The sequence below is a fragment of the Solibacillus sp. FSL R7-0668 genome (assembly GCF_038006205.1).
GTDB lineage: Bacteria > Bacillota > Bacilli > Bacillales_A > Planococcaceae > Solibacillus.
This window is the reverse complement of the sequence record NZ_JBBOUU010000001.1, coordinates 2,350,496-2,365,598: the sequence shown is the minus strand read 5'-3', so window position 1 is coordinate 2,365,598 and position 15,103 is coordinate 2,350,496. Positions and strand designations below refer to the sequence as shown.

At 39.8% G+C, this 15,103-nt stretch carries 18 protein-coding genes; 11 read left to right on the top strand and 7 right to left on the bottom strand.

All coding sequences use genetic code 11. From position 1 onward, the window contains the following. Positions 1-44: 44 nt before the first annotated feature. The 5 genes from MKX47_RS11695 (at position 45) to MKX47_RS11675 (ending at position 6,519) form a co-directional block, all read left to right on the top strand. On the top strand, positions 45-1,733 hold the full coding sequence (locus tag MKX47_RS11695; protein WP_340774292.1) for a methylmalonyl-CoA mutase family protein: 1,689 nt from the start codon (positions 45-47) through the stop codon (positions 1,731-1,733). Continuing rightward, positions 1,730-3,880: a methylmalonyl-CoA mutase gene (gene scpA / locus MKX47_RS11690; RefSeq protein WP_340774289.1), complete on the top strand. Its 2,151-nt coding sequence runs from the start codon at positions 1,730-1,732 to the stop codon at positions 3,878-3,880. Before MKX47_RS11695 ends, scpA begins: the two co-directional genes overlap by 4 nt. Beyond that, positions 3,880-4,959, top strand: coding sequence for a methylmalonyl Co-A mutase-associated GTPase MeaB (gene meaB, locus MKX47_RS11685; protein WP_340774287.1), 1,080 nt, complete (start codon positions 3,880-3,882; stop codon positions 4,957-4,959). The genes scpA and meaB overlap by 1 nt, the downstream gene beginning before the upstream one ends. A gap of 89 nt (positions 4,960-5,048) precedes the next feature. Next, positions 5,049-5,489 carry a BrxA/BrxB family bacilliredoxin gene (locus tag MKX47_RS11680; RefSeq protein WP_340774285.1) on the top strand — a complete coding sequence of 147 codons (441 nt, stop codon included), beginning with the start codon at positions 5,049-5,051 and terminating at the stop codon, positions 5,487-5,489. A gap of 73 nt (positions 5,490-5,562) precedes the next feature. Further along, positions 5,563-6,519, top strand: coding sequence for an aromatic acid exporter family protein (locus MKX47_RS11675; protein WP_340774283.1), 957 nt, complete (start codon positions 5,563-5,565; stop codon positions 6,517-6,519). Positions 6,520-6,542: 23 nt separating this feature from the next. Here the strand turns inward: MKX47_RS11675 and prli42 are convergent, their stop codons facing one another. After that, positions 6,543-6,638, bottom strand: coding sequence for a stressosome-associated protein Prli42 (gene prli42 / locus MKX47_RS11670; protein WP_340774281.1), 96 nt, complete (start codon positions 6,636-6,638; stop codon positions 6,543-6,545). Positions 6,639-6,729: 91 nt separating this feature from the next. Between prli42 and mce the strand changes: the two genes are divergently transcribed. Both mce and MKX47_RS11660 read left to right on the top strand, forming a co-directional pair. Then, positions 6,730-7,143: a methylmalonyl-CoA epimerase gene (mce, locus tag MKX47_RS11665; RefSeq protein WP_340774279.1), complete on the top strand. Its 414-nt coding sequence runs from the start codon at positions 6,730-6,732 to the stop codon at positions 7,141-7,143. A 2-nt stretch (positions 7,144-7,145) separates the two neighbouring features. Continuing rightward, positions 7,146-8,705 carry an acyl-CoA carboxylase subunit beta gene (locus MKX47_RS11660; RefSeq protein WP_340774277.1) on the top strand — a complete coding sequence of 520 codons (1,560 nt, stop codon included), beginning with the start codon at positions 7,146-7,148 and terminating at the stop codon, positions 8,703-8,705. A 43-nt stretch (positions 8,706-8,748) separates the two neighbouring features. Here MKX47_RS11660 and MKX47_RS11655 read toward each other — a convergent pair whose 3' ends face one another. Beyond that, on the bottom strand, positions 8,749-9,135 hold the full coding sequence (locus MKX47_RS11655) for a general stress protein (RefSeq protein ID WP_340774275.1): 387 nt from the start codon (positions 9,133-9,135) through the stop codon (positions 8,749-8,751). 174 nt (positions 9,136-9,309) lie between these two features. Between MKX47_RS11655 and MKX47_RS11650 the strand changes: the two genes are divergently transcribed. After that, positions 9,310-10,332 carry a TlpA family protein disulfide reductase gene (locus tag MKX47_RS11650; protein WP_340774272.1) on the top strand — a complete coding sequence of 341 codons (1,023 nt, stop codon included), beginning with the start codon at positions 9,310-9,312 and terminating at the stop codon, positions 10,330-10,332. A gap of 365 nt (positions 10,333-10,697) precedes the next feature. On the opposite strand, the gene MKX47_RS11645 is transcribed toward MKX47_RS11650, so the two are convergent. The 5 genes from MKX47_RS11645 to MKX47_RS11625 are packed head-to-tail and all read right to left on the bottom strand — an operon-like array spanning position 10,698 to position 13,304. Next, the gene (locus tag MKX47_RS11645) at positions 10,698-10,946 is read right to left on the bottom strand and encodes a hypothetical protein (protein WP_340774270.1); all 249 of its coding nucleotides are present in this window, start codon (positions 10,944-10,946) and stop codon (positions 10,698-10,700) included. Further along, positions 10,930-11,445: an RNA polymerase sigma factor gene (locus MKX47_RS11640; protein WP_445683612.1), complete on the bottom strand. Its 516-nt coding sequence runs from the start codon at positions 11,443-11,445 to the stop codon at positions 10,930-10,932. Before MKX47_RS11640 ends, MKX47_RS11645 begins: the two co-directional genes overlap by 17 nt. 7 nt (positions 11,446-11,452) lie before the next feature. Further along, positions 11,453-11,833, bottom strand: a complete 381-nt coding sequence (locus tag MKX47_RS11635; protein WP_340774265.1) for a group-specific protein — start codon at positions 11,831-11,833, stop codon at positions 11,453-11,455. An 11-nt stretch (positions 11,834-11,844) separates the two neighbouring features. Further along, a complete protein-coding gene (locus MKX47_RS11630) occupies positions 11,845-12,594 on the bottom strand; it encodes an ABC transporter permease (RefSeq protein WP_340774263.1) in 750 nt (249 codons plus the stop codon). Further along, the gene (locus tag MKX47_RS11625; RefSeq protein ID WP_340774260.1) at positions 12,591-13,304 is read right to left on the bottom strand and encodes an ABC transporter ATP-binding protein; all 714 of its coding nucleotides are present in this window, start codon (positions 13,302-13,304) and stop codon (positions 12,591-12,593) included. Before MKX47_RS11625 ends, MKX47_RS11630 begins: the two co-directional genes overlap by 4 nt. 352 nt (positions 13,305-13,656) lie before the next feature. Between MKX47_RS11625 and MKX47_RS11620 the strand changes: the two genes are divergently transcribed. From MKX47_RS11620 to MKX47_RS11610, 3 genes are all read left to right on the top strand, one after another. Then, positions 13,657-14,004, top strand: a complete 348-nt coding sequence (locus MKX47_RS11620) for a DMT family transporter (RefSeq protein WP_340774258.1) — start codon at positions 13,657-13,659, stop codon at positions 14,002-14,004. 1 nt (position 14,005) lies between these two features. Next, the gene (locus MKX47_RS11615; RefSeq protein WP_340774256.1) at positions 14,006-14,320 is read left to right on the top strand and encodes a DMT family transporter; all 315 of its coding nucleotides are present in this window, start codon (positions 14,006-14,008) and stop codon (positions 14,318-14,320) included. Between the two features lie 121 nt (positions 14,321-14,441). Continuing rightward, the gene (locus tag MKX47_RS11610) at positions 14,442-15,011 is read left to right on the top strand and encodes a TetR family transcriptional regulator (protein WP_340774253.1); all 570 of its coding nucleotides are present in this window, start codon (positions 14,442-14,444) and stop codon (positions 15,009-15,011) included. Positions 15,012-15,103 lie beyond the last annotated feature (92 nt).

Sequence of the window (15,103 nt, the reverse complement as noted above, 5' to 3'; positions counted from 1 at the left end):
ATAGTACAGAAATATAACAAGGGGGGAAGCTAGTAAGCGTCCACATGTCAACTAATATGAAAGAGATTGAATTTCAATCAGCTAGCTATGATCAGTGGCAAGAAGAAGCGGTAAAGGCTCTTAAAGGAAAACCGTTCGAATCACTGTTCACAAAAACAATTGAAAACATCACGCTTGAGCCACTTTATACAAAAGAAAGTTTAATCGAAAAATTAGGTGATCAATTAGAAAAGCAAGTTTCAACAGTTCGTACTTTATCAAAATCATCAACATTTGCAGTTGCACAACAAATTGTAGGTGAAACAGAAGAAAGCTTCTTTGCGAACTTAGAGGAAAGCTTAGCACGTGGTAATGAAATTATTACCATTTATAGCCCAGTAGCATTTACATGGACAGAGGCAGCCATCGCCAAATTAGCCTCTTATTTATCTGAAAATTCATTTAAAATTACGGTTCAATCAAATGACGATGCCGTGTTAGCTGTATTCGACAAAATTGAGGCAGCTAACCGAGATAACGTAAACGGTTACATTATTGCACCTGAAGCAGTGGATGTTGCTGGTTTCCCAAATGTACGTACATTTGCAGCAAATACAATCCCCTACCACAATAACGGTGCAAATTCAGTACAAGAGCTTGCCATTGCATTAGCACAAGCGTCACAGCAAGCACAATCTGTAGAAGACTTTAAAGCATTTGAACAAAAATTCTTCGTGCAATTTGCAGCAGATACACAGTTCTTTTCAGAAATCGCAAAAATTCGTGCATTTAAAGTGTTATGGAAAGCGTTTGCTTCAGCATTCGGCAATGAAGCAAGCGCTGTCCCAGTCGTAGTAGAAACATCTGCACGTAGCTTCTCAAAGTACGATGTGTATGTAAACTTACTACGCTCAGGCAACGAAGCATTTTCAGCGGCAATTGGTGGCGCGGACGTAATTACTGTGCACCCACATGACTGCTTAACAGAAACGACAGAGCAATCAGTACGTATTGCACGTAATGTTTCTTTAGTAACAAAAGAAGAATCTCACGTAACAAAAGTACTAGATCCTGCTGGTGGTTCTTACTTTATCGAGTCATTAACAGCAGATTATGTCAAAGCGGCATGGGCAATGTTCCTTGAAATCGAACAAGCTGGTGGCTTACAAGCATATGGTATCGATGCAAAAATTGAAGAAGTATACAACACACGCATTCAGCAAGTGGAAACGCGCAAGCATACATTAATCGGAACAAATATCTACGCAAACCCAGTAGATGAAATTCCAACAGTTGAAAATGCACAGTTTGCAGATGTGAAGCGTATTGCACTACCATTCGAAAACTTACGTGCAAGCTTCGCTCAAGCAGATCTTAAAGTAGCTATTTTAACTTTTGGTCAGCTGAAAAACTACAAGCCACGTGCAGATTTCGTGCAAGGCTTCTTTGCGACAGCAGGCATCGTAGCAGACCAAACAGAAGGCTTCCAATCAATTGAAGAGGCAACAGCTTGGGCAGCGACTGCAGACTATGATTACGTTGTCGTAGCAGCAACAGATGAGGATACAAAACAATTAATCCCAGCCCTTTTAGACGGAAAAAAACAAGGTCTCGTATTAGACGCAGCGGGTAAATATAAAGAAGAAGCAGATGCTTGGACTGCAAACGGCTTAAACGGCTTTATTTTTGCAGGTCAAAACATCGTAGAAAAGTTAAACGATGTTGTAACGACTGTGAAGGGGGCACAACAATGAGTAAAGCAAATTTCGGATCAGTTGTTATTGAAGACGTATTAGCACAATCACAACTTTCTTCTACAGGCACATTTATGACAAACGAAGGCATCGAAGTGAACTCTGTTTATAATGCAGAGGATATTAAAGATGCGAAACATTTAAATGACGTAGCTGGTATTGCACCAAATACGCGTGGTCCATACCCAACAATGTATGTAGCGCGTCCTTGGACAGTACGTCAATACGCAGGTTTCTCGACAGCAGAGGAATCAAACGCATTCTACCGTCGTAACTTAGCGATGGGTCAAAAAGGGTTATCGGTAGCATTCGACTTAGCGACGCACCGTGGCTATGACTCAGACCACCCACGTGTAACAGGGGATGTTGGTAAAGCCGGCGTAGCAATCGACTCAGTAGAGGATTCAAAAATTTTATTTGACGGTATTCCGTTAGATCAAATGTCAGTATCCATGACAATGAACGGTGCTGTATTACCGGTATTAGCGTTCTATATTGTTGCGGCAGAAGAGCAAGGGGTATCACCAGACAAGCTTGCTGGTACAATCCAAAACGACATTTTAAAAGAATACATGGTGCGTAACACATACATTTACCCACCAGCAATGTCAATGAAGATCATTGCAGATATCTTTGAATACACAGCAAAATTCATGCCAAAATTCAACTCGATTTCAATCTCTGGCTACCATATCCAAGAGGCTGGAGCAACAAATGATATTGAGTTAGCTTATACATTAGCTGATGGCTTAGAGTATGTTCGTACAGGCTTAAAAGCAGGAATTGATATCGATGCATTCGCACCACGTTTATCATTCTTCTGGGCAATCGGTATGAACTACTACATGGAAGTAGCGAAAATGCGTGCAGCACGTCGTATTTGGGCTCAAATGATGAGCACGTTCAATCCAAAGAACCCAAAAACATTAGCGTTACGTACACACTCTCAAACTTCAGGCTGGAGTTTAACAGAGCAAGATCCGTTTAACAACGTAACACGTACACTAATCGAAGCAAACGCAGCGGCAATGGGTCATACACAATCACTTCACACAAACGCGTTAGACGAAGCGATTGCCTTACCGACAGACTTCTCAGCTCGTATTGCACGTAATACACAGTTATTCTTACAAGAAGAAACAGGCATGACAAAAGTAATCGATCCATGGGGTGGCTCATACTATGTTGAGAAATTAACAGATGAGATTACGGAAAAAGCATGGGCATTAATCGAAGAAATCGAAGGACTTGGTGGTATGGCGAAAGCAATCGAAACAGGACTTCCAAAAATGAAGGTTGAAGAAGCTGCGGCAAAACGCCAAGCGAAAATCGACTCGAAATCAGAGACAATCGTCGGCGTTAACAAATACCGCTTAGCGGAAGAAGATCCAATTGATATTTTAGATATCGACAACGCGATTGTACGTGAAGCACAAATTGCTCGTTTAGAGAAAATGAAGGCAGAGCGTAACGAAGAAGAAGTACAACAGCATTTAGCACGCTTAACAAAAGCTGCTGAAGACGGCTCAGAAAACTTATTAGCAATTGCTGTCGATGCAGCGCGCGCTCGTGCATCACTAGGTGAAATTTCTGATGCAATTGAAGCCGTATCTGGTCGTCATAAAGCAATTATTCGCTCAATTTCTGGCGTATACTCTGCGAACTTCTCAGATGATGAGATGATTAAAGAAGTAAAACAAATGACAGAAGATTTCGAAGAGGCTGAAGGTCGCCGCCCACGTATTTTAGTTGCAAAAATGGGACAAGATGGACATGACCGCGGGGCAAAAGTAGTCGCAACAGGTTATGCTGACTTAGGCTTTGACGTAGATATTTCACCATTATTCATGACACCAGAAGAAACAGCACAAATGGCCAATGAAAATGACGTACACTGTGTTGGTGTATCTTCATTAGCAGCAGGTCACAAAACATTAGTGCCTGAATTAGTTGCGGAGCTGAAAAAATTAGGCCGCGAAGATATTATCGTTATTTGTGGTGGGGTTATTCCTGCACAGGACTACGACTTCTTATACGAAGCGGGTGCGGTGGCAATCTTCGGACCTGGTACGGTGATTCCGGTATCAGCAATGCGTATTATTGAAGAAATTTATAAAAAGTTAGGCTACGAGGAAGTGGCAGAGTAATGACGATGCCGAATCAAGACCAAAGTGCTTTATTTGTCATGGATGGTGTGAAGGGTGGTCATGATGGTATGAGCTATTCAAACCCAAAGAAATTCCGTAAAAAAAAGCAGGAAGCGCTTGATATAGAAAAGCTAGCTGATGATGTGTGTGCGGGTGACCGTACCGCATTATCAAAGGCCATTACGCTAATTGAAAGCTCCAATAGCGTGCATAAAGAGCAGGCACAAAAGCTATTGCAAGAGCTGCTTCCGTATACAGGGAACGCGATTCGTATTGGGATTACGGGTGTACCGGGAGCAGGAAAGAGCTCATTTATCGAGGCATTCGGTACGATGCTTTGTAAAATGGGGAAGAAGGTCGCTGTATTGGCGATTGATCCGAGCTCGTCCTTATCTGGTGGGAGTATTTTAGGCGATAAAACGCGAATGGAAGAGCTTGTTCGTCAAGAAAATGCCTTCGTTCGTCCATCGCCAAGTGCTGGTACATTAGGTGGCGTGCATAAAAAGTCACGTGAGACGATGCTCCTTTGTGAAGCAGCTGGCTATGATGTGTTATTAATCGAGACAGTTGGTGTTGGGCAAAGTGAAACGTATGTGCGTGGCATGGTAGATTTCTTCTTGCTACTTGTTTTGACAGGTGCTGGAGATGAGCTACAAGGAATGAAAAAGGGGATTATGGAGCTTGCGGATGGAATCATCGTGCATAAGGCAGATGGTGACAATGTGCGCCCTGCAAGACGTACGATGCAAGAATATAAGCAAATCCTTCATTTCTTACAGCCATCAACACCAGGCTGGATCAGTACATCACTTACCGTTTCGTCCATGGAAAAAGTCGGTTTGGACAAAGTATGGGATATGCTCATGGAATTTGAGCAAACGGTGAAAAAGACAAATTATTGGAATATTCGCCGTCGTGAGCAAACACGTGATTGGTTCCATTCGATGATTACTGACCAATTGATTGATTCGTTTTATGGCAGTCCAGAACGAAAGCAACAGGTGCGTTCTTTAGAGGATGAAATATTACATGGACGCCTTACAGTAACACAAGGTGTAAACGCGCTATTTGAGAAATAAGAAACGCATGATTTGTAATCATCAGTCTTTGCACATCTAGCATAACCTTGCTATGATATGAAGGAATAGCGAAAGGGGCTAAAAAGCTTATGAATATGGATTATGATTTATTTATGCAACAAATTACAACAACGGCGCGTGCCGAAATGGAAGCGGCTGGTTATGAGCAATTACGTACACCAGAAGACGTGGAAGCGGCATTAGCGCGTGAAGGTACGACACTTGTAATGGTCAATTCAGTATGTGGATGTGCAGGTGGAATCGCCCGCCCAGCAGCAACTCATGCGGTACATTACGACAAACGTCCTGATCATTTAGTAACGGTGTTTGCTGGACAAGACAAAGAAGCAGCAGCCGCAGCTCGTTTTCACTTCGGTGAAGACCATATTCCATCTTCTCCATCATTTGTGTTATTAAAGGATGGTCAAGTTGTAGCAGAAGTAGGTCGTTATGAAATCGAAGGGCACGACCCAATGAGCGTTGTAACGAATTTACAAGGTCATTTTGAGGAATATTGCGAAGAAGTGTAAGTAATAGAATAGGTGAGGTGCGTGAAATTTGCGCACCGAGCTTTCTTCATCCTAGAAGGAGCGTTTTTCTCACATGAAAAAGTTTTCTGTTGGCTATCGTACACTGAAAACAGCAGTCGGCGCTTCTATTGCGATTGCGATTGCACAATATTTTGAACTACAGTTTTTTACAGCAGCCGGCATTTTAACGATTTTATGCATTCAGCCAACAAAGCGAAAATCGGTCCATGCGGTGTATACGCGGATTGTTGCTTCAGCTGTTGGTATGGCTTATGCATTCGTATTTTTCGAAATATTCGGTTATTATCCGATTGTATTAGGTATTGTGTTATTGCTATTTATTCCAACGATTGTTTCGATTGGTGTCGCAGAGGGCTTCGTGTCGAGTGCCGTTATTATGATGCACATCTATTTAACCGCAAATTTTACGGCCGATTTATTATGGAATGAGCTATTTATCATGGTCATTGGTTTTGGGATGGGGCTTGTGGTCAACATGTATATGCCAGATATTCAAAAGGGCATACTCAACCACCAAACGAAAGTGGAAGATCTATTTAAGAAAATATTAGCTGAAATTGCAAGTTATTTACGTAATGGGGATACACTATGGGATGGTAAGGAACTAATTGAGGCAACGAAGACCATTAATGCGGCAAAAGCATTAGCCTTCAAGGACGTACAAAACCATTTAACGCGTAAGGATAATATATATTATGTCTATTTCGATATGCGTGAAAAGCAGTTAGAAATAATTGAGCGCGTGCTACCGAAAATTACGGCATTGCCCGTAATCCCTAAGCAAGCACCGCTAATTGCGACATTTTTGGAAGATTTAAGTGAGCATGTTCACGGGGGAAATACCGCAAGTCATTTTATAGAGAAGCTGGATAAAGTGAAAGAGGAGTTCGCAAAAATGCCATTACCAGAAAATCACGAAACCTTTCTAGCAATGGCGGCAATGTATCAGTTTATTGAAGAAATGGATGAATACCTAGTCATCAAGCAATCCTTTAAGGGCTTGAAATAAAAAAATGGATGTAGATACATCCATTACATGATTGCGGCTACACCCATTGCAATTGTTGAGATTAGCATAATCACAACCATTGAATAAACGACTATTTTTTGAAATTTTTTGTTACTCATGACTTTCGCTCCTTCATGTTGAACTAGTAATAGTTTAACAAATCTCTAGGACAAATGAAATTATTAAATTTTTTATAGGGGAGCTATCATCGTGGAAAAAGTAGATCATATTGGTATTGCAGTGCGTAATATTGAAGAAAGAATTACATACTACACAGAAACGCTAGGCTTAAAATTATTAAAAGTAGAAGAAGTTGAATCGCAGCAGGTAAAAGTAGCATTCATTGATGCAGGTAATGTAAAGCTTGAGTTATTAGAGCCAATGAGCGAAAAAAGTGCGATTCATGGCTTCTTAGAAAAACGTGGAGAAGGCATTCACCATGTGGCATTTGGCGTAACGGGGATTCGTGAGCGCATGGCCGAGCTTCGTGAAAAAGGTGTACGCTTACTTTCAGATGAGCCTGGTCCTGGTGCTGGTGGCGCTGAAGTAGCTTTCTTACACCCGAAGGACTCATTCGGTGTACTTTATGAATTATGTGATAAAAGCGGAAAAGGGGACAAATAATTATGACAATTACACTAGATATGTTTGACAAAATTAATGAGCTATATGACCGTAAAGAAGTGATTCAACTAGGTGGCGGTGATACACGTATCCAGAAGCAACACGAGAAAGGGAAAATGACAGCTCGTGAGCGTATTGAAATGCTATTAGATGAGGGTACATTCGTTGAAATTAACCCATTCATCACTCACCGTACAGTAGACTTCGGTATGGAAAAATTAGAAGGCCCTGGTGATGGTGTTGTAACAGGCTTTGGTAAAATCAATGGCCGTAATACGTATTTATTCGCACAAGACTTCACAGTATTCGGTGGCGCGCTTGGTGAAATGCACGCCAAAAAAATTGCTGCTGTAATGGATTTGGCTGCGAAAAACGGCACACCATTTATCGGTATTAACGATTCAGGCGGCGCGCGTATTCAAGAGGGCGTACTTTCTTTAGATGGTTATGGTCATATTTTCTACCGTAACTCAATCTATTCTGGTGTAATTCCTCAAATTTCAGTAATTATGGGGCCATGTGCTGGTGGTGCGGTTTACTCTCCAGCGATTACAGACTTCATTTTAATGGTTGATAAAACATCTCAAATGTTTATCACAGGTCCAAAGGTTATCGAAACAGTAACAGGTGAAAAAATTACTGCTGAAGGCCTAGGTGGTTCGAAGGTGCATAATGCAATCGCAGGGAATGCTCACTTCCGCGCGGAAAACGAAGAAGCAGCCATTGCACAAATTCAGCAATTACTTTCTTACTTACCACAAAACAACAAAGAAAAAGCACCAAAGCAACCATATACTGCTGGCGATGAGTTCCGTTCTGAATTAGTAGACGTTGTGCCAATCGACCAAACAAAATCATATGATGTGCGTAAAGTAGTAGAGCAAGTAGTAGACGAAGGTTCGTTCATGGAAGTTCAAAAAGAATTCGCGAAAAACATCGTAGTTGGGTTTGCTCGTATTGCGGGTGAGTCTGTTGGTTTAGTATGTAACCAACCGAAGTTCTTAGCAGGTGGCTTAGATATCGACTCATCTGATAAATTAGCGCGTTTCGTTCGTACTTGTGACGCATTCAACGTACCAGTTATTACATTTGAAGACGTATCAGGCTTCTTCCCAGGTGTTAAACAAGAGCACGGCGGAATTATCCGTCACGGCGCGAAAATCCTTTATGCTTATTCGGAAGCAACTGTACCAAAAATTACAGTGATCTTACGTAAAGCATACGGTGGTGCATACGTAGCATTAAACTCGAAATCAATCGGCGCTGACTTAGTATTTGCTTGGCCAAACGCTGAAATCGCGGTAATGGGTGCTGCTGGTGCGGCAAACATCATCCATGCTGGTGAAATCGCGAAATCAGCTGACCCAGAAGCAACGCGTGCAGCAAAAATTGAAGAATACAAAGAAAAATTCGCAAACCCATACGTAGCAGCATCTCGCGGTATGGTAGACGATGTAATCGATCCTCGTGAAACACGTATTAAGTTAATTCAAGCACTTGATATGCTGTCAACAAAACACGAAGACCGTCCATACAAAAAACACGGAAATATTCCACTATAAGATAGAAGAAAGCTGTGCCGATGAACTTTTCGGCACAGCTTTTTTAATCCACAGCCTTCGTAGTATTCCACGCGGCCTGTGCTTTATTTGGTTGTTTTTCGAATGGATGCTCATGCTCGGCAATTAAAAAATAGGCGCCTTGCTCGATACCATGCCCATAATGCGCGCGTTCCTCTTTTGAAAAGTCAAAGTTTCGCAAACATACCTGATATACATTTTCACGTGACATCAAGCTCCAAATTTGATCGGTTAAATTACCGGCCTGATGAACATGAATGTCGGTATACATTTTTAAAGAGTGAAGGGGCTTAATATCTTTTGCGAAGACATGGATTTCGAATTCAGAAAAGCCGTGCGCTCGCATGCTATTCAACTTTTGTAGCGCTTCTTCTAATGAAAACACTAAAGCAATTTCGCGACGATACTCCATCTCATTCACATCCTTTTCTTTTTATTATATATGAAAATGTATTAAATGCATGGGAATAATATGAAGCCTTTGCTATAAATTGTCCGGATTTAATAGAACAAGCGGTAGGCTAAATGCTGTTTTAATATACCTATTAGGGTATAATGAAAAGGAATTTACTTACGGAGGTTTTCAATGGATTACATAACAATTAGCCGTTTTTCGATTCCGGTCATGTGGCTTGCATTTTTTGGCGCGGTCTTTTACTTGGATTATCGTTTAAAAGCAGAGCACAAGCCTACTGTAAATAGGATTGACCGCTTCGTATGGCAATACCTGCTTGTCTGGAAGCTAAGTTATATCGTCTTTTCTTTTGAGCAATTTAAGGAATCGCCAACGTCCATTCTCTACTTTGATGGGGGGATCGCGGGTCATGTACTGGCGCTCTTGTCCATTGGCTTTGTGATTTGGAAAAAGCAAAAGGAAATGCAAATCCCTGTGTTGCTAACAGCGTGGTTCCATTTTGTCAGCATGTATCACATCATCTATTTTGCATTGACAGGGCATTGGCTATTGCTTGGAATTTGGGTGCTCTTAGCACTAGGCAGTATGAAATGGCGTGTGCAATGGCTACTAATTGCGCAATGGTTTTTAATCGGCTGGGTTAGTGGGCTGGATAGTTATTTTGTATTTGGCTTTGTGTTCATTATTCTATTGGATGCTTGGTGGACAAAAAAGACACAGCTGCTTGCTTTAGCGATCATTGCCGGGTTAATAAGCACGATGCTCAGTGAGTTTGAATTAAAAAGGCAAGCCGTCGTACAGGAGGAAATTAAGCTACAGACGACAACAGGGGAGACCTATCAGATTTCAGAGCAGGACGAATCGTATGTCATTGTCAATTTCTTCGCCACATGGTGTCTCCCATGTAATGCCGAAATGCCACATTTGCAGCGCTTCGCAAGTAATTTACCTGCTGATACCCAAATTATTGGCGTCAATTTAACAGCGCGCGATCATGGCGAAGAGGCATTAGAAGATTTCTTGAATAAGTATGGCGTAACCTATCCGATTCTACTTGATGTAGACGATGTGTTTGGGAAAGGCTACGGTGTGCTGTCGATTCCAACAACCGTTGTTTTAAAGGATGGCATCGAAATTCAACGTTTTGTCGGTCCGGTGAGTGAACAGCAGCTGCGAAAAATCGTGGAAAAATAAAGAGAAGCTCGAACAAATTGCGAAGCATTTGTTCGAGCTTTTTCTTTGATAATGAACCATTATAGAGAGGCGATTGCATGACTCGTTGTGTGGCAATGCTCGGGGAATTTTTTATGTGCGATATTTCCGAGTTTATGTGCGGTTTTACACCAGATACGTGCGATATTTTAAATTTGCGTGCGGTTTTTGAGAAATGCGTGCGAATTTAGCCTATTTACGTGCGAATACCCAAAAATATCCATTTTTATTCCAGTTTGAAGTCACATTTTAATGAAACTTTATAGTGATGAGCCCATTTTGTGCAAAAAAGTCATCGCCCCAATTATTCGTGAGCGATGACTTCCTTATATTGAAATATAAAAACCCTAGAACATCATAATGCCTTGCAAAATGGCTAAAAATAGGCCGGCTGCTAATGGAAAGAGCTTCAAAAAATGAAAGCCTTGGGTGCTGTCTGCTAAATTTTCGAGTGGGTCTTTGGCAGGGGAGCCTAAATAGCGAATAAAGCGCTGATATGATGTTTGCTTCATTGCGAGCTTTTTTGTTGGCACCGTTACCTCATAGTGAGCGAGCCATTTTGCGAGTTCTTCGTCTTTATTAATTTCCTCTTTCATGGCCAAATGCCTCCTTTAGTTCAAGCTTGAGTGATTTCATGGCATTATGTAAGCGTGATTTGACTGTACCTACGGGAATGCTTAATATTTGTGCAATCTCCTCCATCGGCAAATCTTCATAATAAGCAAGTAAAATAACGGCGCGTTGTTTGTCTGGTAACGATGAAATGGCTTCTTGAATGACAAGAGTTTCTTCTGTTTGCAGTGCCTTTTTTTCAATGGGAATTAAAAAGGGTAGCAAGGTTTGCCAGCGTTTGCGTCGATTTAATTTGTTTATAAGTAGGCGGTAGCCGATTTGAAATAAATAAGACTTCACCGTGCCCTTTGTCGTATTGAAATCCTGTTTTTTCTTTTGTAACATTTCAAATGCATCATGAACGGTATCGACGCTTAGCTGTTCATCCTTCGTATAGCGAAATAAAAAGCAATATAATGGTTCATGAAGGCGCTCGTAAATGGTGCTTAATGCTTCTATATGACCATGTTGAAATTGCTCCATCAATTGCTCATTCGTCAGATTCATTAATATCACCAAACTGTGCTTTTATACTTTTTAACGTCGTTGTGATACGTGTTACTAAATACCCTACAGTGACGATTACCCACACTTGCGATTGATTTGTAAAAAATTGTACATATGGATTTTCAACATTTTCGCCAGAAGAAATAAGGAAATTCAATACCTGCACACAAATAATCGTATAAATGGCGAGCGTAAGTGTTAATGTATCAAATACATTCCAGCGCAAATATATCTTTGTTTTTTCATAATCGATTTTTTTGTTTTTTCGTTTAATGTATTTATTATTATAAGGAATCATAATTGCAAAAATAATAATCATCCAAATCGCAACGACAATAAGTGAAACGATAAATCCAGTGCCCATTTTAATCCATCCTATCTCATATAAATTTTTTTCGCAATGACCGTTAAGCCTGCACAAACGATGCTGAGGATGATGAAATATTGATACATCGGTAGCCATGTTTGCGTATGAAGCTCCAGCTGTACTTGCAGGGTGTCCGTTAAATAAAGCATTGGATTCCATGCTAAAAATGCGTAATAATCCTGTGGCTGCTGGTCGTTTAATGTAATAAATAATGAAGGCATTGTAATGGAAAACATTAATAGAATCATCACGGGCGTCAGCATGCTTTGCGCGGTTTTGCCGTTTTTCACGACACCGGCAATAATGAAGCAAAGCGGATACATAGCGAGTAAAACAAAATTGCAAATCCCGATGATGATGACAAACGCCTGCAATGAAATCGGGATTAATAGTGCATAGCTAAGCAGAAGGACGATCAACGCGCCATTCATTAATAAAAATATACCAAAGCCAACGCCGATAAAATAGGTGGCCGGTTCTATATTCGTTCGCTGTAGCCAACGTAATGTGTCATTTGCACGTAATTCTGCTAAGTAAACCGTAACGCTTGAAAAAGCAAAAGCGAATAGAAGCAGCATAATGGAAATTGGGAAAAATTGTCCTTTAATCATAAAATACAATGTTTCTGGACTATCCTTTATCGCAAGCGAAGTGCCCCATGAGCAAAGAATGAAAATAAAGGCTGGCATTAAATTTCCGAAAAAAACACCGCTATTCCGAACCGTTTCAAGCATAAAGCTTTTTGCAACATGCATCATCGTGTAGTTCCTCCTAATACCTGTCCTGTAATTTCAAAGTAAACGCCCTCTAGACCTGGAAAAACGGGGCTTACATAGTTCTGTTGCAGTTCTTCCACTGTACCAACCTCTACAAACGCACCATCCTTCATTACACAAAAAATATCAAACAAGCTTTCAAAGCCAGCAATTTCGTGACTAATAATGAGCAGGCATTTGCCATTTGCGACTTCATCCCGCAAAAATGTAATGAGCTGCTTTTTCTTTTTTAAATCTAAATCTGCAAAGGGCTCATCTAAAAGGATAATTGGCTTATTTAGCAAAAAGGCCAAATACAGGGACAGCGCCTTTCGTTGACCACCAGAGCAGTTTTTTATTAATGTTTTTTCAAAAGCGACAATATCTAAAATGGCATATAGTGCGTTGACCTTTGCGGGCTGATCAAGAAGCTTTGTAAATAGTCGAATCACCTCCTGCACTTTTAATAACGGATAGCTATCAAAAAACTGATATTGCAAGGCCGATAGCTCCGTTACATTAGGCGCATCGTCAAACGTAATGGCGCCGCTATTTACTTGTTCATCCCCGGCAATGCATTTGAATAACGTTGATTTTCCGGCCCCATTTTCACCAAGCAGTAAATAGCATTGCCCAAGCTCAAATGAAATGGATACATTTTGCAGCACGGAATGTGAACCATAGCTTTTTTGAACATCTTGTAAGACTAACATATGTAACCTCCAATTTCTTCTATTTATCAACTATACAAACGAGAGTGGGGGAAAGTTCAAATAATTTTAAAAAAATAAAATTCTAACTGAGGGGCTAAATGATTATGGAATAAAACCGATTCAACTAGGTGAATTAGAAGCGTATGTTGAATGATTGCTAAAAGTATTTTAATCGTGATGTATTGTTGCCCCATCCGTATTTAGCCCCGATATTATGTATAGTTTTATACATCTGATGTCAGATAGCACAAATGAAATTTATTTGATTTTCTTTATTTTGTATGATAAATTATGAATGAACGTCATTCATTTTTGAGGTTTTCAATAAACAGTATATTTAGGGGGGAACATGATGAATAAATCATGGCTATTTGTTATTTTGACAAGTTTGTGTGAGCTGTTGTGGATTTTTGGTTTTAATGTTGCGAGCACGTGGTGGCATTGGGCAATTATTATTCCAATTATCGCGGTTGATTTTTGGTTTTTAGCAAAGGCGTGTGAAGGATTACCAACAGGAACGGTATACGCGATTTTTGCTGCGGCGGGAACAGTTGGAACAGCGTTAATGGATGTATTTCTATTCGATCAAACATTTACTACAATGAAAGTTGTATTTATTATTATCATTGTTATTGGTGTCATGATGTTAAACATTGCAGATACATTATCTGAACGAAAACAACAAAAGGAGGCAGCTTAAAATGGGTTGGATATTTGTAATTCTTGCAGCCATTTTAGAGACGATCGGCGTAATTGGGCTGAAGAAATATAGTACAACAAAAAATTTAATGAATGCTTTAATATTAGTTTCAGGGTTTGGAGGCGCTTTTTATTTTTTATATGCCTCATTTGACTATTTACAAGTGAGTGTTGCTTATGCGGTGTGGATTGGAATTGGAACTACCGCTGCAGTGCTTATTAATATGATATTTTTCGGCGAATCGAGAAGTGTTGGGAGATTTGTTGCAGTTTTGGTCATTGTAATTGGGGTTTCAGGACTAAAATATGTTTCGTAATTAGCCATATACGATTAAAATTTTCTTTTAATGGAATTAATCAATATTGTTCTTTTTGAATAAAATCGTTATGATATAAGTAAATATGAATGAATTTCATTCAACAATTTGAGGTGAGAGAATGGTGGACAAAAAGCAAAAAATTATTGAAGCTACAATTGAGCAATTTGCATCTAAAGGTGTTGAAAATACAAAAATATCGGATATTGTAAAGGCGGCGGGTATAGCCCAAGGTACTTTTTATTTATATTTTCCATCGAAATTTTCTGTTATGCCAGAAATCGCTAAATATGCTGTTGAAGAGATAATGAAAGAAATCCATTCAAGTATTGATTTATCGGATGATTTTGATAAGAAAATTGAAGATTTAGTAAGAGCAGTTTTTCGAATTACAGACAACAAGAGGGAAATTTTTGCAATGCTTTATGCTGGCTTAGCCCAAAGTGAGCATTTAAAGCAATGGGAATCCATATACTCACCATTCTATGATTGGATGAATGCCTTTTTACAACAATTGAGTGAAGAGGGAAAAATCCGAAAGAATATTAATTGTGCGCGTACATCGCGTATTTTAATCGGCCTAATTGAATCTACCGCAGAACAATTATATTTATATGATTCACCCACTGTGGATGAAATTGAAGCGCAATATAAAGAATTAGTTGAATTTACTAAAAGTGCATTGAAATAATATGCACTTTTTTTATTTTCTTTTTATCTTAAATATTATAATAATATAATGCGAAAAAGTATAATGGATAAAATTTGTGATTTTTCGAGAAA